This window comes from Leuconostoc mesenteroides subsp. mesenteroides ATCC 8293, from assembly GCF_000014445.1.
Lineage (GTDB): Bacteria > Bacillota > Bacilli > Lactobacillales > Lactobacillaceae > Leuconostoc > Leuconostoc mesenteroides.
In genome coordinates, this window is the sequence record NC_008531.1 from 830,064 (window position 1) to 846,750 (window position 16,687).

14 protein-coding genes are annotated in these 16,687 nt (G+C 37.5%); 12 read left to right on the forward strand and 2 right to left on the reverse strand.

Annotated elements, in window-relative coordinates; all coding sequences use genetic code 11:
- Window positions 1-501 (forward strand): NUDIX hydrolase, encoded by a 501-nt coding sequence (locus LEUM_RS04110; protein WP_010294717.1) that lies wholly within the window; start codon window positions 1-3, stop codon window positions 499-501.
- A 33-nt stretch (window positions 502-534) separates the two neighbouring features.
- Here LEUM_RS04110 and LEUM_RS04115 read toward each other — a convergent pair whose 3' ends face one another.
- Window positions 535-1,431, reverse strand: a complete 897-nt coding sequence (locus LEUM_RS04115) for an AraC family transcriptional regulator (protein WP_011679616.1) — start codon at window positions 1,429-1,431, stop codon at window positions 535-537.
- A gap of 123 nt (window positions 1,432-1,554) precedes the next feature.
- Here LEUM_RS04115 and LEUM_RS04120 point away from each other — a divergent pair, with 123 nt between their 5' ends.
- From LEUM_RS04120 to LEUM_RS04170, 11 genes are all read left to right on the forward strand, one after another.
- Window positions 1,555-3,579, forward strand: a complete 2,025-nt coding sequence (locus LEUM_RS04120) for a beta-galactosidase (RefSeq protein WP_011679617.1) — start codon at window positions 1,555-1,557, stop codon at window positions 3,577-3,579.
- A complete protein-coding gene (locus LEUM_RS04125; protein ID WP_011679618.1) occupies window positions 3,579-4,829 on the forward strand; it encodes an MFS transporter in 1,251 nt (416 codons plus the stop codon). Before LEUM_RS04120 ends, LEUM_RS04125 begins: the two co-directional genes overlap by 1 nt.
- A 15-nt stretch (window positions 4,830-4,844) precedes the next feature.
- Window positions 4,845-5,993 carry a glycoside hydrolase family 5 protein gene (locus LEUM_RS04130; RefSeq protein ID WP_011679619.1) on the forward strand — a complete coding sequence of 383 codons (1,149 nt, stop codon included), beginning with the start codon at window positions 4,845-4,847 and terminating at the stop codon, window positions 5,991-5,993.
- 36 nt (window positions 5,994-6,029) lie between these two features.
- Window positions 6,030-7,688, forward strand: coding sequence for a glycoside hydrolase family 43 protein (locus tag LEUM_RS04135; protein ID WP_011679620.1), 1,659 nt, complete (start codon window positions 6,030-6,032; stop codon window positions 7,686-7,688).
- Between the two features lie 166 nt (window positions 7,689-7,854).
- Window positions 7,855-8,583, forward strand: a complete 729-nt coding sequence (locus tag LEUM_RS04140; RefSeq protein ID WP_011679621.1) for an AzlC family ABC transporter permease — start codon at window positions 7,855-7,857, stop codon at window positions 8,581-8,583.
- Window position 8,584: 1 nt separating this feature from the next.
- A complete protein-coding gene (locus LEUM_RS04145) occupies window positions 8,585-8,914 on the forward strand; it encodes an AzlD domain-containing protein (RefSeq protein WP_010293382.1) in 330 nt (109 codons plus the stop codon).
- Window positions 8,915-9,132: 218 nt separating this feature from the next.
- Window positions 9,133-10,212 carry a GntR family transcriptional regulator gene (locus tag LEUM_RS04150; RefSeq protein ID WP_011679622.1) on the forward strand — a complete coding sequence of 360 codons (1,080 nt, stop codon included), beginning with the start codon at window positions 9,133-9,135 and terminating at the stop codon, window positions 10,210-10,212.
- A 230-nt stretch (window positions 10,213-10,442) separates the two neighbouring features.
- Window positions 10,443-11,867, forward strand: coding sequence for an L-arabinose isomerase (gene araA, locus LEUM_RS04155; RefSeq protein ID WP_011679623.1), 1,425 nt, complete (start codon window positions 10,443-10,445; stop codon window positions 11,865-11,867).
- Between the two features lie 11 nt (window positions 11,868-11,878).
- Window positions 11,879-13,258 (forward strand): sugar porter family MFS transporter, encoded by a 1,380-nt coding sequence (locus LEUM_RS04160; protein WP_011679624.1) that lies wholly within the window; start codon window positions 11,879-11,881, stop codon window positions 13,256-13,258.
- Window positions 13,259-13,356: 98 nt separating this feature from the next.
- Window positions 13,357-14,976, forward strand: a complete 1,620-nt coding sequence (locus tag LEUM_RS04165) for a xylulokinase (RefSeq protein ID WP_011679625.1) — start codon at window positions 13,357-13,359, stop codon at window positions 14,974-14,976.
- Between the two features lie 5 nt (window positions 14,977-14,981).
- On the forward strand, window positions 14,982-15,686 hold the full coding sequence (locus LEUM_RS04170; RefSeq protein WP_011679626.1) for an L-ribulose-5-phosphate 4-epimerase: 705 nt from the start codon (window positions 14,982-14,984) through the stop codon (window positions 15,684-15,686).
- A gap of 80 nt (window positions 15,687-15,766) precedes the next feature.
- Here the strand turns inward: LEUM_RS04170 and LEUM_RS04175 are convergent, their stop codons facing one another.
- Window positions 15,767-16,594, reverse strand: coding sequence for a helix-turn-helix domain-containing protein (locus LEUM_RS04175; RefSeq protein ID WP_011679627.1), 828 nt, complete (start codon window positions 16,592-16,594; stop codon window positions 15,767-15,769).
- Between the last annotated feature and the right edge of the window lie 93 nt (window positions 16,595-16,687).

The window sequence follows — 16,687 nt, forward strand, 5'->3', positions numbered from 1 at the left end:
ATGGAAAAATATCATCGTGCATTTGGCGTTTATGGCATTATTTATTCAAGCAGCAAAGGGATTGTTGTCATAAAAAAGAATGGTGGACCTTACATTAATCGTTTTGATTTGCCGGGTGGTAGTTTAGAAGATGGTGAAGAATTATCGCTTGCTATTAAACGTGAAATAGCAGAAGAAACAGGTTTGACGGTTCAGAAATATAGTCAGTTGGGAATTACTAGTTTTAAATATCCTTGGGATTATTTAAATTACCACTATAATCAACACATCGCTGTATTTTATGATGTTGAAAAGTTGTCTGGCAAAATTGAAGAGATAGCACCACAGTTTGATGGGCAAGATTCATTAGGCGCTGTTTTTATACCGCTTGAAAATATTAGTATTCGTAATGCTTCACCATTGGTTTTAAAAGCAAAGGAATACTTATTGAATAATCGTCGTTTTGAAGATGAAGATACGATATTTGATGAGTGGACCGTGTTGGAAAATGCTGTATTTTAAGAAAAGTACTGATTGTTAACAGTCAGTACTTTTTTATTGATGACTTTTACGATATTGATAGGGAGTATTTTCAGTCCATTTTTTAAATTGTCGTGAAAAATGAGCGGGATCTCGGTAACCCAGCGCTTCACTAATGTCAATCACACTCAAATCAGGCATTTGCAGTAACCGCTTGGCTTGGGCAATTTTTAATTTTGTTAAATATTGTCGTGGCGCGTATCCATAAATTTTTCTAAACACTTCTCCGCCATAACTTGGACTAATTTTTAAATCACTATAAATTTTGTCGATACTTAAGCGTGACGAATGATCGCTAACAATGAAATCTTCGTTAAAATAACTGTGGATATTTTTTTGCAAAGTAGTTCTTATACCATAAGCAATTGAACTGGCTATTTTAAGTTGTGAGGAGTTAAGTGGTGTGTGTTCTAATATTTCACTAGAAAATAATTGGAAAATAAAATCAGACAGTAACACGTGAAGTTTCAACTCGTCCTTAAAAGTGTACGCCATATTCTTATTTAGCACATCCCGTAATTTGTCCAAACTTTTTATAAGAGGGATATTTTTTAGTGAGCCGTTAGGAAAATTAAGGATACCCTGATTTATTAAATTTGTGACGAATCGTTCATCATCTAAATTGAAATGAAAATTAAAGTAGGTTGTATTTGTTAGACTTGTTGTTTCGTGCCATACATTGGGATATAAAACCATAATATCTCCAGATTCTAGGCGAATTGTATTATCAAAGGCCGTTACATTGATTGCGCCTTCGACAATGTAAAATACTTCAAATGCCAGATGACGTTCAGAAGGGTAGTGCCAGCCAGATTTGATATCTTGCTGATGACCGCCAAAGAAAGAGATGTTCCAATCTAATGCGGGTAATCGTATTGAGCCTTGGAGCTCTTTTTTTTCGAATGATTTCATTTGATAACCTCAAAAAGGGCTGTTTTATCATAAATAAAGCGCTTACATTTAAGATAATTATGCCCCATAATGAAAGCGTTATCAAGAGTTGTAATTTTATTCTAACACAAAGGAAGGAATAGTATGAACAAAAATAAGGAATTATTGTTTGGCGTTGCCTATTATTTTGAGTATTTGCCCTACGATCGTATTGATCAAGATATCAAAATGATGCAAGAAGCTAAAATTAATGTCGTCAGAATTGGAGAAAGTACTTGGAGTACCTACGAACCACAAGATGGTGTATTTGATTTTAGCAAACTGATTTATACGCTAAATAAAATGAGGGATGCAAAGATATCGGTTATTGTGGGCACGCCGACGTATGCATTTCCTACTTGGTTGGCTAGGAAGTTTCCTGAGGTGCTTGTTGAAAATAACGGGAACAGGTTACCTTATGGTGCCAGGCAGATAATGGATATTACCAGTCCGATTTATCGATATTATTCTGAGCGAATCATTCGTCATATGTTGCAGGAAACGGTTGATTACGAGAATATCATTGGCTATCAAGTCGATAATGAAACCAAGCACTATGGTACATCTGCAAGTCACGTACAGGCCGGTTTTGTTGAAGAAATTAAAGAAAAATTTTCTGGTGATCTTGATACATTCAATAAAGAGTTTGGTCTTGAATATTGGTCGAATCGTATTAACACATGGGAGGACTTTCCGAATGTAAACGGTACAATTAACGGCAGTTTAGCAGGTGAGTTTGCAAAATACCAACGTTCATTAGTGAAGGAATACTTAAGTTGGCAAGTTGACTTGGTCAATGAGTATAAAAAAGATTTTCAATTTGTAACACACAATTTTGATTTTGAATGGCGTGATTATTCGTATGGCATTCAACCAGATGTCAATCATTTTGAAGCAGCTGAACCGTTAGACTTTGTGGGAATTGACGTCTATCATCCCTCACAAAGTCAGCTTACAGGGACAGAAAATTCTTTTGCTGGCGATGTTGCGCGTTCAATTAAGCATCAAAATTATTTGGTGCTAGAAACGCAGGCACAAGCATTTAAAAGCTGGACACCATATCCAGGACAACTTTATCAACTTGCTTTTAACCATATCGCCAATGGCGCGAACATGATTGAATATTGGCACTGGCATTCTATCCATAATTCTTTCGAGACATATTGGAAAGGGTTACTGAGTCATGATTTTGAACCAAATCCAGTTTATGAAGAGGCTCAAAAAGTGGGACATGACTTTGAACGTTTGTCTGATAAGTTAGTCAACTTAAATCATGGAGCAGACGTAGCGTTTGTGGTAGATAACGAAAGTCTCACAGCAACATCTAGTGATTGGATAGAGTTTGCGATTGGAAAAGACGTAAACTACAATGATGTATTTCGAAGATTGTACGATACATTTTACAAATTAAATGTCCGAACCGATATTTTGAATCCAAAGACAATTAATTTGAGTGATTACGCATTAGTTGTCGTACCAATGTTATATGTCAGTGACGAAAATTTTTTGAAAGCGTTAAATCAGTACATTCATGACGGTGGCAATGTATTGTTCACGTTTAAAGACGGTGTGACTGATGAACATGTCAAAGTGCGGACTGATATACAACCAGCAATTATTCGAGAAGCAATTGGTGCGCATTATCACATGTTTGTCGACCCCAACGGTGAGACATTAGAAGATCAAACTGGCATATTTGAAGATACTGATTTGCACATCAGTGAGTGGGCTGAATTGCTCGAGAGTGACGGAGCAACAATTTTGGCCTCATATAATAATCATTGGAAAAAATTTGGTGCTATTACAGAAAACAAATATGGTAATGGTATGGCATGGTATTTAGGTGCTTGGCCAAGCCAGTCTGTTACGAATGCTCTAGTAAAGCATGTTATCAATCAATCAGGAATTTCCCAATCTGATTATGATGTAACTTTTCCAGTGATTGTTAAATCAGCAAAAAATGAGTACGGCGCGAACATTGATTTTCTGTTCAATTTTTCGGATACGAGTACAAGCCTTGCTACGCCTTTCTCAGGTATGGAGCTAATCAAACAAGAACATATGGCTCAAGGTAGTCAAGTGACATTGCAACCTTGGGATGTAAAAATTATAGAAAGAAGTAACAGATAATGGATAAGACAGTAGATGCTCAAATTAAATTGGGCAAAAAAGATGGATTTCGATTCACGATATCCTATTTCTTGTTCTCATTGTTGTGGATGGCTGGATTGGCAATTATAGCTGCAGTTCTTTTGCCACAACATTTGCGAAATGTGGTAGGAGCCGAAGGTTCCACAGCCGTGTTTGGTGTTTTAAACGCAGCAACCGCCATAACCTCATTATTATCAAACTTAATCGTTGGTAATTTATCAGATCGCACGCGTTCTCGCTTTGGCCAACGTACACCATGGATTGTTGCAGGTGGTGTTATCGGCGGTGTATCCTTGTTTGCTATCGGTCTGTTTCAAAATGTCTGGTTGATCGGTGTTAGTTACTGTATCAGTATGATTGGTTTAAATATGATGATTGCGCCAGCTATGGCGACTCTGTCAGATCGAGTTCCTGAAAACTTGCGTGCAACGACATCAGCCTTTTATTCAGCTGGTACTACCGTTGGAACGTCGCTTGGAACCTTGATTGGTGCCCGCTTTATTACGTTACAGACCCCAGGATTTATTACAGCCGGTATCCTAATGGGTATTGCAGGTATTGCGACAGTTATCGTTTGGCCACACGAGCGTTCTGCAAAGTCATTACCATCAGTTACAGGTGGCGTTAAGGAATTATTAGCTTCATTTCGTCCACCGCTTAAAGGCGCCCGTGATTTTTGGTTAGCCTTTACCGGTAGGTCATTATTAATTTTTTCATACTACATGATTTTGAATTATCAGTTATATATTTTGTTAAGTTATATTGGTCAAAGTGAAACAGCTGCTGCTGCGACTATTTCGGTCATGTCAATCGTGACAATGGTTGTCGGACTAGTTGGTTCACTAGTTTCAGGAAGTTTGTCAGACAAATTTGGCCGTCGAAAGCTGCCAGTAAATATTGCAACCTTGCTCATGTCAATTGGGTTTTTGTTACCATGGATTATGAAGTCACCATTCTCAATGATTCTGTTTGCAGGATTCTCAGGACTAGGTTATGCGGTTTATGGTGCGGTTGATCAAGCGTTGAATATAGATGTTTTGCCTAACAAGAATGAATCGGGTAAGGATTTAGGAATCTTAAACATGGCAACCACATTAGGCCAGACAGTTGGTCCAATTGTTACGAGTATTTTAGTTGGATTTGGTGGATATAATTTGGTATCTCCAACAGCTGTTGTTTTTTCTGCACTAGCTATGATATTTATCCAAATGATTAAGTCGACAAAGTAAAGGAGAATTTAGACAATGATTAAAGGTGTTAATTTAGGTGGATGGCTTGTTTTGGAAAAGTGGATGGCGCCACAATTATTTGATGGTGTGGAAGCAGAAGATGAGTATTATTTGCCACGTGACTTAAGTGAAACAGAATACAGAACGCGCATAAATATGCACCGGGCTAATTTTATTACGGAGGCTGATTTCTTAAACATCGCTAGTTTAGGAATTGACACGATACGTATTCCAGTTCCTTATTTTATCTTTGGTGATGTGCCACCATTTATTGGTGCTATCGATTATCTTGATAAAGCCTTTAGTTGGGCTGAAGCATATAACCTTAAAATTTTAATTGATTTGCATACAGTTCCTGGGAGTCAAAATGGTTTTGACAATGGTGGTATATCTGGCGTTCAGAACTGGGCACAACACTCAGACCAAGTAGATTTTGCTATTTCAGTTTTGTGTCGTTTGGCCGAACGCTATGGGCATAGAGTTGGATTATATGGTATTGAAGTATTAAATGAACCTGCAACGGCCGAAATGTTTCAAACAATGCTTGATCGGTATAAGCCTCGTGATCCGGAGATGGCATTGGAAAACGCACCGATTACCTTTAAGTTTCTATACGAATTTTATAAGCAAGCATACATCAAATTACGAGAAGTACTGCCGCTCGACAAGGTGGTTATGTTTCATGATGGGTTTGATATTTCAAAATGGGCGGACTTTTTTAAGAAAAATGAATTTGAGAATGTTGTATTAGATACCCACCAATACCTAATGATTGCTGAAATGAAGACAGGCGAGTTAACACTTGATTCGTATCATCAATACATGAATGAGATTGGGGATGCGATTGCTAAGGTTAGAGAATTCGTTCCAGTAGTGGTGGGTGAATGGACTTTGTTTAATTCTTTGGCCACAGGTTCAGACACCAAAGGTGGTGTTAGTCCTGTTCAACAGGTGTTTGATCAAGAAGTAGAAATTGATCAAAACAATGCACTGAGTATTTATCAAGATCTTTGGAACTTACAAATTGAGCAGTGGCAACGTGTCGATGGTTATTTTTTCTGGAGTTACAAAATTAATATTGACACAATTAATGATAAGGAATGGTTCGGCTGGGATTCTTGGTCACTCGAAAGGTCTGTCAACAAAAAATGGGCCAAGATTTAAACATACTGAGGCGATTAATTGAAAGAGAGTGATCATATGTTAAAAATAAAAAACCCGATTATTCCTGGAATGGCACCTGATCCATCCATCATTAGGGTAGAAAATAAATATTATATTGCTACTTCAACCTTTCATTGGACACCTGCAATTCAGCTATTTGAATCAACTGACTTAAAAAATTGGCAATTAATTGATCATGTTTTGAAAAAAGAAGAGATCTCTTTGAAGGGAACAAACACACCAGCAGGAATTTGGGCGCCACATCTATCCTATGATGCACACAAAAAACGTTATTGGATTGCTTATTCGCACATGTTAAACATGGCGGGTCGAGAATTTAATGCCGATTCGTATGCGCTTTGGTCGGAAAGTATTCACGGCCCTTGGTCAGAGCCAATTTACCTCACATCAATAGGCTTTGATCCATCTATTTTTCATGACGACGATGGCAAGAAATATATTGCTATCTTAGAATGGGAGTCAAGGCCAAATTATCAAGCACCAGGGCATATTGTCATAGCTGAATTCAACTTTGAAAAGCAGAAAATTGTTGGTTCGTGGCATCGAGTGACTACCGGATTTACTTCAAGGGGTGCTGCTGAAGCACCAATAATTTACAAAAGAAATGGTTACTATTATCTTATGATTGCAGCTGGGGGTACAGGATATGCCCACGGTGTCGAAATTGGCCGATCAAAAGACATATTTGGACCTTATGAATCACATCCTAGTGGCGAACCAATTATTACTTCCTCACCGGAACACCTTTTTTCCCTAGGAGATCCTGATGCTGGGCAATTTGAGATGTACAATCCAAATTCTAATATACAAAAGTCGGGCCACGGTTCTTTGGTGGAGACACCTAATGGTGAGTGGTACGTTGCCCATTTGATGTCACGCCCATTACCTGGTACGACATTAAATCCATTAGGACGAGAAACTGGTATCCAGAAAGTAAATTGGACGGCAGACGGTTGGTTACAAATGGCTGACGGCACAAATTTTGCTAAGGAAAATATCGATGGCCCACAACAAGAAGAAGCGACAATAAAGTATTCTGAAGATATCACGGAGTACTTTAATGAGCCTCATTATGACAAGCGATTTTTATCCCCGTATCGTTTTCAGAACAAAACATGGGTCAATCATTTGGGAAATACAAATTACTTAAGAATTTATGGCGGCGAGTCACTTTTCTCACAAATGAATCCAAGTATTTTAGCTACACGAGCTACATCGTTCACTTATTCTCTAGAAACTGAAGTGGAAATTCATCCAGATCATTATTCTGAATCAGCTGGAGCAGGGCTATATTATGATGCTAATAATTGGTTGTATGCAAATTTATACTGGTCAGAATCATTAAACGCGATAGCATTAGGTTTAACACAAGCAAAGTTGGGTGAGAAAAAAATTTATCAGTATGTTAAGGTGCCTATTTCAAATGGACACGTTCAAATAAAATTTGTCTATAATTTTGGTGAAGCGACAGTGTTTTATAGAATGTCTACCGACGATGAATGGCTGATATTACTAGAAAATGTTGATGTTAATTATTTATCTGATGAAGGGGTTAATGGTGAAAAAGGTGAAATTGGAGGTTTCACGGGGCTCTTCAACTTCATAGCGGTCACTGATGCACATCAGCATGATGGTTACGGCGACTTTTCGTTCTATAAAGTGACGAGTCTTTGATGTATTATTTGTTTTAATAATAAATTCCAACATACTAAGTGTGTTGGAATTTTTATAAGGTGTTATCTAATTATTTGCTAATAAACCTCTTAACATTCAAAAACAGATGTGATAGGATATTTATATCGCTTCAACCGACTAAAATTTTAGGAATTGAGAATAATCCATGTCGTTATCACAACAACAATTGAATGATTTTTGGAGTGGCGTAAAGGCTTCCCTGCCAACCATGCTAGGTTATATTAGTATTGGCGCAGCATTTGGAACAATAGCTGGCTCAGAACACTTTACTATTTGGCAAGTCTTTTTGCTGTCAGCGATTTTTTATGCTGGTTCTGGACAGTTTATTGTTGTTAGTATGCTGGCTGCCAATGCTTCTATTAGCAGTATTGTCATGATGGTTTTTTTGGTTAACTTTCGCATGTTTTTACAATCATTAACGGTTACACAGGTTTTTCCACGGCAATCTACAGTATCTAGTTTGCTTATGGGTAGTTTAGTAACTGACGAATCATTTGGCATACTATCTGTGAATATTGCTGCTGGCAAGGAAAGATCAGTGATGTGGATGCATGGCTTAAATATTGCTTCGTGGGCAACGTGGTGGCTAGCTTGTGTTATTTTTGCAGTAGTTGGCAAAAACATTACTGATCCTGCAGCATTCGGCTTGGATTTTGCTTTAACGGGAATGTTTGCCGGACTTTGGTTGCTGACAAGCATTTCTATGTTCCAAAATCCGAAGGAAAGCAAGTTTAAGGTGCTGTCAATTATAATTGTTTCTACGGCTTTGTTATATATACTTATGTATTTCTTTAGCGCAGTTGTGTCTGTATTGATAGCCTCTGTTTTGGGAAGTTTTTACGCCGTTTTGGTAAATAGAAGTGAGGGTAAGTGATATGAGTGATACGAAATTTTATATCGTCCTTCTAGGTAGTATTATTGTGACACTTATTCCTAGAGTGATACCTTTTTTTATGGCTAAGTATATTAATTTTCCAGATTGGATGACGACATTTTTAAGGTATTTACCGTTAGCAATGATGACAACACTTATGTTTCAAAATATATTTGTTGTTCATGGGTACGGGCATCTGGCGACAGTTAACTTTACTGCTTTAGTAGCATTGTTGCCTGGTTTAATTATTGGTTATTTTAGGCGTTCTCTGATGGCTGTAGTTTTATTGAGCGTGCTAGTAATGGCTTTGATGAGATACTTTAATCTATAAGTAAAATTCCATATCAATTTAAGTGGATTTTGGCTGAGTTAATACTACTACTAGTGCCGGTGTGATAAACTCTATATATAGATCAATTTTATTATGGACTACTTTCTAGACACGCAAACACTGAAAGTACACAATAAAAATATGAGAATTAAAATAAGCATACCAAAAAGGAAACTGAGCGCTGATTATAAAATTTTCATAGCGCATTTTTATTAAATATGGCAAATAAATATGAAATTGTTAAAAAAGACATTTTAGAAAAAATATTGAGCGGAGAATACGATAAAAATCAACAGCTGCCAACAGAGAGCGAAATGATGACAGCATTTTCTGTCAGCCGTTATACCGTACGACGTGCTATTTCTGATTTAGAAAATGAAAAGTATGTTTATCGTGTGCAAGGTGGCGGTTCGTTTGTGGCTGATTGGTCGGCTGCAAAAAAATATGAGGAAATTCCCAAAGTAATTGGTATCTTATCTACTCATGTGGCATCTTATATTTTTCCAGCAATTATTGATGGTGCTGATCAAGTGCTATCTGAAAATGGATTTTCGCTTATTTTGGCTAACACCCATAACGACCCAAAACGTGAACGCACAGCATTAACAAATTTGATGAGCCAAAATTTGGGTGGATTAATCATTGAACCAACACAAAGTGCCATCGATACACCTAATATTGATTTGTATCAAAAAATTGCGCAACTAAATATTCCGATGGTTTTCATTAATGCATCATACAATAATTTTGAAGGTACCACGTTGGTCAGTGATGATAAAAATGCAATCTATCAGGTAACGGAATATTTGATTAAACGCGGACATAAAAGAATCACAGGTGTATTTCAAGTTTCTGATGTTCAAGGTATTCATCGTTTGAATGGCTTTCTTCAGTCGTATCAGAACCATCCGAATATCTTACCAGAGAGTTCCTCGATCATGTATAAATCTGATGAAGTGAATGAAGCACTTCAAAATATGCGTGAATTGTTGGTGAAAAATCCAGATCAGAGGCCCACAGCCGTCATCGCGTATAATGATCAATTAGCGATACGCATTGTCGATTTGATTCATGAGGTGGGGCTTAAAGTACCACAAGATATCTCCGTGATTGGTTTTGATGATTTCCAATTATCACAATATTTGTCTCCTAGGTTGACAACGGTGTCACATGCTAAAGAGAAAATGGGACAAGATGCAGCAAGGTTGCTGTTACAGAAAATCAAACATCATAAGGTTGAGTCGATTGTCTATCATTCTCAATTGATTGAAAGAGAATCAGTAAGTGATATTAGTTAAATTAAACGGCTAAAATAAAGCTAACTAGAATCTATCTTCTAGTTAGCTTTTTTGTGTTTTTAAAAATAAGTTATCGTATAAAAATATATTTATTTGACTTATACGGACAAATGTTTTATAGTTTGTTTGTAAGCGTTTCCAAAAAATGATTATTCTAGATAGTATTGTTTGATTCCGAGTCGCTTCAAAATAACTAATGTCGCTACAAGTACAAATACAGAGGATGAAAAATGGCTGATATAAAAGATTACAAGTTTTGGTTTGTGACAGGATCTCAATTTCTGTACGGTCCTGAAGTACTGAAACAAGTTGAAGAAGATTCAAAAAAAATTATTGAAAAGTTAAATGAATCAGGTAATTTACCTTATCCAATTGAATTTAAAACTGTTGGTGTGACAGCTGAAAACATTACTGAAGCAATGAAAGAAGCAAATTATGATGACTCTGTTGCTGGTGTTATCACATGGGCACATACATTTTCACCAGCTAAAAACTGGATTCGTGGCACGCAATTGCTCAACAAACCATTGCTCCATTTGGCAACCCAAATGTTGAACAATATTCCATACGATTCAATTGATTTTGATTATATGAACTTAAATCAGTCAGCACATGGTGACCGTGAATATGCATTTATCAATGCTAGGCTTCGATTGAATAATAAAATTGTCTTTGGACACTGGGCTGATGAAGCCGTTCAAGTACAAATCGGCAAGTGGATGGATGTTGCGGTTGCTTACGAAGAAAGTTTCAAAATTAAAGTAGTTACTTTTGCTGATAAGATGCGTAATGTTGCGGTAACTGATGGTGACAAAATCGAAGCGCAAATTAAATTTGGCTGGACGGTTGACTATTGGGGTGTTGGCGACTTAGTGACGTATGTTAACGCAATTGATGATGCTGATATTGATAATCTATATATCGAACTTCAAGATAAGTATGACTTTGTTGCTGGGCAAAATGATTCTGAAAAATATGAACATAATGTGAAATATCAATTACGCGAATACCTTGGTATCAAGAGATTTTTGACTGATAAAGGTTATTCGGCTTTCACCACTAATTTTGAAGACTTAGTTGGCCTTGAACAATTGCCTGGTTTGGCAGCACAGCTTTTGATGGCAGATGGATTTGGATTTGCCGGTGAAGGGGACTGGAAGACGGCAGCCTTAACACGTTTGTTAAAAATTGTGTCACATAATCAAGCGACAGCATTTATGGAAGACTACACTTTGGATTTGAGACAAGGTCACGAAGCAATTCTCGGATCACATATGCTCGAAGTGGATCCAACGATAGCATCAGATAAACCACGTGTTGAGGTGCATCCTCTTGGAATTGGTGGTAAAGAAGATCCCGCTCGTTTGGTCTTTAGTGGACGTACTGGTGATGCTGTTGATGTGACAATTTCTGATTTTGGTGATGAGTTTAAGCTAATTAGCTATGATGTCACAGGAAATAAACCAGAAGCTGAAACACCATATCTACCAGTTGCTAAGCAATTATGGACACCAAAGGCTGGTTTGAAAGCGGGTGCAGAAGGTTGGTTAACAGTGGGTGGCGGACATCACACAACATTGAGTTTCTCTGTTGATTCTGAACAGCTGACAGATTTGGCCAACTTATTCGGTGTCACATATGTAGATATTAAGTAAAGGGCATAATCATGGAAAATGGATCCACAAAAAGAATCGCCAGTTCATTTATATATTTCTTTGGTGCATTTGGCGGCATTTTATTTGGTTACGATATTGGCGTTATGACTGGCGCTTTACCATTTTTACAAAAAGACTGGCATCTAACAGATGCAGGAACTATCGGTTGGATCACTTCAACCCTTATGTTAGGAGCAATTCTTGGCGGCGCATTAGCTGGACAACTGTCAGATAGATTAGGTCGTCGTCGAATGATACTGGCTTCATCATTTATCTTTGCAGTTGGTGCAATTATGGCTGGTGTTTCTCCAAATAATGGGGTGGTGTGGTTATTAATTGCTCGCTTCCTCTTGGGCTTAGCAGTTGGTGCAGCTTCGGCATTAGTACCTTCATATATGTCCGAAATGGCACCTGCCAAAAATAGAGGTCGGCTATCCGGGTTGAATCAGCTGATGATTGTTTCTGGAATGCTTTTATCATATATCGTTGACTATTTGCTACAAGGCTTGCCGCATACGATTGCTTGGCGATTAATGCTTGGATTAGCAGCTGTGCCGGCAATCATACTTTTCGTTGGTGTTCTTCGTTTACCTGAGTCACCACGATTTTTAGTGAAAACGCACAAATTAGCCGAAGCACGACAAGTGTTAACTTATATTCGTACTGCCAGTGAAGTGGATCCAGAGCTAGAAGACATACAAAATACTGTAGCAATTGAGTCCGGTGCGCAAAAAAATATTACTTTAAGTACATTATTTTCCAGTAAGTATCGATATTTAGTCACCGCGGGTATTGGTGTGGCAGCTTTCCAACAGTTTATGGGTGCCAACGCAATATTTTACTACATTCCGTTGATTGTTGAAAAAGCAAGTGGACAAGCTGCGTCAAGCGCATTACTATGGCCAATCGTACAAGGTGTGATACTTGTCCTAGGCGCGTTGTTGTATATGGTAATAGCAGACAAGTTCAAACGGCGTACGCTACTGATGGTCGGTGGAACCGTAATGGCATTGTCATTCTTAATGCCATCAGCACTCAATGCATTGGTGGGTGCAGACAAGTTTCCACCTATGCTGATAGTGGTATTTCTGTCAATATTTGTTGCTTTCTATTCATTCACTTGGGCACCACTCACCTGGGTATTAGTTGGTGAGGTATTTCCGCTAGCAATTCGCGGTCGTGCTAGTGGATTGGCATCGTCATTTAATTGGCTTGGTTCCTTTGCTGTAGGGTTATTATTTCCTATCATGACGGCTGCCATGCCGCAAGCAACGGTATTTGCTATCTTTGGTGTAATTTCAATCATCGCCGTCTTATTTATTAAGTTTGCCGTACCCGAAACTCATGGCAGAACGCTTGAAGAAATAGAAGCGCAAGGAACAAACCATTAAAGAGTATTCGATAGATAAACTGGTTCAGTTGAAATAGGGAAATCGCAGAGCGGGCATCTTGTACTGGTTGGCGTTTTTCCATAAAGGAGAGCATATTTATGGCAGATGAAAAAATAGAACAAGCGATTAAAAATGGTGAAGTTGCACTTGGTGTTGAATTTGGTTCGACGACGGTAAAGGCAATCTTAACAACTGAAGATTTCAAAACAATTGCTTCAGGTAGCTATGAATGGGATAACAGTTTGCAAGATGGGCTGTGGACATATGCGATAGATGATATTTGGCTGGGATTGCAAACAGCTTATAGGAATCTTAGAAAGAAAGTATCTGTCGATTACAATGTTGAGATAAAACAGATTAACGCCATGGGATTTTCAGCGATGATGCATGGTTATCTAGCATTTGATAAGAATAATGAATTATTGGTCCCTTTTCGTACATGGCGTAATGCCATCACTGAAGAGGCATCGCTAGAATTGACAAAATTATTTGAATTTAATATTCCACAACGTTGGAGTGTTGCCCATCTTTATCAAGCTATTTTGAACCAAGAGACCCATGTCAAAAACATTGAATTTTTAACAACCTTGGCAGGCTACGTTCATTGGCAATTGACTGATCAAAAAGTTATAGGTATCGGTGACGCTTCTGGAATGTTCCCAATTGATGAGAAAACTGGGAGCTACAGTCAGCGCATGCTGAGCCAGTTTGATTCTTTGAAGTCTGTCCAACAATATAATTGGCACATTCAAGACTTACTACCAAAGCCATTAACAGCTGGTGAGGTTGGTGGGTACTTAACAGAGAAAGGGGCGAGGTTACTTGACCCTAGTGGCAATTTATCAGCAGGAGCAACTATTGCACCTCCGGAAGGAGATGCAGGAACGGGTATGGTGTCAACTAACAGTGTTAAAAAACGTTCTGGAAATATTTCAGTAGGTACATCAATTTTTTCTATGATTGTACTAGAAAAAAGTTTACAGCACGTTTATACAAATATTGATATAGTGACAACGCCTACCGGCTCGCCAGTAGCAATGGTTCATGCCAATAACTCAGCATCTGATTTGAGTGCGTGGGTCAAACTATTTTCGCAATTTGCTAAGATGATTGGCAGTAATATTTCTACCAGTGAATTATACCAAGCACTTTTTAATACCGCGTTGACGGAAGCAGAACCAGATGCTGGTGGTCTGTCTGGTTACGGTTATTATTCTGGTGAGAATATTACCGCGGTCCCAGAAGGACGGCCATTATTAGTGCGACAGCCAGATTCTGAATTTACTATTGGTAATTTGATGAGATTTCATTTTTTCACAGCATTTGGTGCTATTAAAATCGGTATGCGTATTCTATCTGACGAAAAAGTTTTGACAGACAATATCGTGGCGCAAGGAGGTGTCTTCAAAACGCCCATTGTGGCACAAAAATTATTAGCCGCAGCACTAAATACCGATATTACCGTAATGAAAACAGCAGGTGAAGGTGGCCCATGGGGAATGGCCGTGTTGTCTTTGTACACGATAAATAAAAAAACAACTCAAACTTTGGATGATTTTTTGGATAATAATGTGTTTATCAATGAAAAATACGAAACCTTATCTCCTGAACCTGAAGATGTTCAAGGATTTGAACAGTTTATGGAGCGATATGTCGCAGGGCTAGATATTGAATTGACAGCGATTAAAACATTGCCATCAAAAAAAGAGAAGGAGTAAACGTTATGTTAGAAGATTTGAAAAAAGAAGTTTACGAAGCTAACATGGCTTTGCCAGCTAATAATTTAGTGACTTTAACTTGGGGAAATGTTTCCCAAGTTGATCGCGAGAAAGGGGTTTTTGTAATTAAGCCTAGTGGTGTTGATTATAATGACCTCAAGCCTGAAGACATGGTGGTTGTTAGTTTAGATGGGCATGTTGTGGAAGGAAATTTGAATCCTTCTACAGATACCCCAACCCATGCATTTTTGTACCGACATTGGACTGATTTGGGTGGAATCGTTCACACCCATTCAAAATGGGCTGTTGCCTTTGCTCAAGCAGGAATACCAGTTCCTGCTGCTGGAACAACCCATGCGGACACATTTTATGGGGATGTTCCAGTCGCTCGGCGTTTGACTAAAAATGAAGTAGATAGTGAGTACGAACTAAATACTGGGAAATCAATTGTACGCGCGTTTGAAAGTGAAGATATTGATCCCATGGCAGTTCCGGGTGTTTTGACGAATGATCATGGACCATTTACATGGGGGAAAGATGCTATGGATGCGGTTCATAATGCTATAGTTTTGGATGTTGTAGCTGAAATTGATTATCATACTATGAGCCTTAATCCTTCGCAAGATATTCACGTACCACAATATTTGTTAGACCGTCATTACTATAGAAAACACGGTGTAAACGCATATTACGGACAAAATACTCATTGAAATATAATTTATTAAGATAGTTAAAGTTAATAAAAAAGAGTCCTTGATTTTTCAAGAGCTCTTTTTACATGTTAATCGTGTTATTTTTTAGTGTAGTAGGACAGTATTCGATCAAATAACTGAGTGGTATTAACATCGTTTAGATATTCTGTAATATTATAGGCTTCTTTTATTTTCTTTTCATTATTATAGTAAATTCCGGTTAGAAATAATTTCCATAATTGTTGATTGGTGTTGAGTGATATTTTTTCCATTTCCAATTTATTAAGTAAAAAAGTAGTAATATTATTTTCCTTCTGCATGATACTAGTTTCCAAATATTTAATTATCGTATTAGTAATTATATCAGGGTAGCACATAACATTGGATTCGCTGTTGTATTGTGACAAAATGTCTAAGAAATACGATTTCGTTTTCTTAACAGGAAGCATATTAATAGTAGATTCAAACAGATAAATATCGTAGAGACGCCAATTAATAATTTTATCAAAATATGAAAAAAGTATATTTTGATCAATTTCATCTGCTGATTGAAAGAAAAGATGATAAATAGTTGATTGTACCATTAGCATACGATGCTTTGTTTCTATATCTAATGATTTATGATGCTTATAGTGTGAAAATATTTTACGTAATTCATCAATGCTTCCCTGCATGTATAGCTTATCTAGGTTATTTCTAAAAGTTGTCGTATTTTGATCCGGACCAAATATACTATAGAAGTATTCCTCAACGGTAATCTCAAGTTTGTTACAAAGAATAAATATGGTTTGAGCATTTGGCAAAATTTGCCCATTTTCTATTCTGGAAACCATGGCCTGAGAACCAACAATATCGCCCAGTTGCGCTTGAGACATATTTCTCAATTTTCTCTTTTCTTTGATAATGTTGCTCTTAAATTCTCTCATAATTACAAATCCCCATCCCGTTGCTATATAAAATTTAGTAACTAAAAACTAGCACGGTATGTGCTAGTTTTTTTACTTTATTCAATATTGAAT

Excerpts from the sequence above, each read along its gene's own strand:
- LEUM_RS04110 (WP_010294717.1), top strand. The coding sequence starts at position 1 with ATGGAAAAATATCATCGTGCATTTGGCGTTTATGGCATTATTTATTCA.
- LEUM_RS04175 (WP_011679627.1), bottom strand. The coding sequence starts at position 16,594 with ATGAGAGAATTTAAGAGCAACATTATCAAAGAAAAGAGAAAATTGAGA.
- LEUM_RS04130 (WP_011679619.1), top strand. The coding sequence starts at position 4,845 with ATGATTAAAGGTGTTAATTTAGGTGGATGGCTTGTTTTGGAAAAGTGG.
- LEUM_RS04150 (WP_011679622.1), top strand. The coding sequence starts at position 9,133 with ATGGCAAATAAATATGAAATTGTTAAAAAAGACATTTTAGAAAAAATA.
- LEUM_RS04120 (WP_011679617.1), top strand. The coding sequence starts at position 1,555 with ATGAACAAAAATAAGGAATTATTGTTTGGCGTTGCCTATTATTTTGAG.
- araA (WP_011679623.1), top strand. The coding sequence starts at position 10,443 with ATGGCTGATATAAAAGATTACAAGTTTTGGTTTGTGACAGGATCTCAA.
- LEUM_RS04140 (WP_011679621.1), top strand. The coding sequence starts at position 7,855 with ATGTCGTTATCACAACAACAATTGAATGATTTTTGGAGTGGCGTAAAG.
- LEUM_RS04165 (WP_011679625.1), top strand. The coding sequence starts at position 13,357 with ATGGCAGATGAAAAAATAGAACAAGCGATTAAAAATGGTGAAGTTGCA.
- LEUM_RS04145 (WP_010293382.1), top strand. The coding sequence starts at position 8,585 with ATGAGTGATACGAAATTTTATATCGTCCTTCTAGGTAGTATTATTGTG.
- LEUM_RS04160 (WP_011679624.1), top strand. The coding sequence starts at position 11,879 with ATGGAAAATGGATCCACAAAAAGAATCGCCAGTTCATTTATATATTTC.
- LEUM_RS04115 (WP_011679616.1), bottom strand. The coding sequence starts at position 1,431 with ATGAAATCATTCGAAAAAAAAGAGCTCCAAGGCTCAATACGATTACCC.
- LEUM_RS04125 (WP_011679618.1), top strand. The coding sequence starts at position 3,579 with ATGGATAAGACAGTAGATGCTCAAATTAAATTGGGCAAAAAAGATGGA.
- LEUM_RS04170 (WP_011679626.1), top strand. The coding sequence starts at position 14,982 with ATGTTAGAAGATTTGAAAAAAGAAGTTTACGAAGCTAACATGGCTTTG.
- LEUM_RS04135 (WP_011679620.1), top strand. The coding sequence starts at position 6,030 with ATGTTAAAAATAAAAAACCCGATTATTCCTGGAATGGCACCTGATCCA.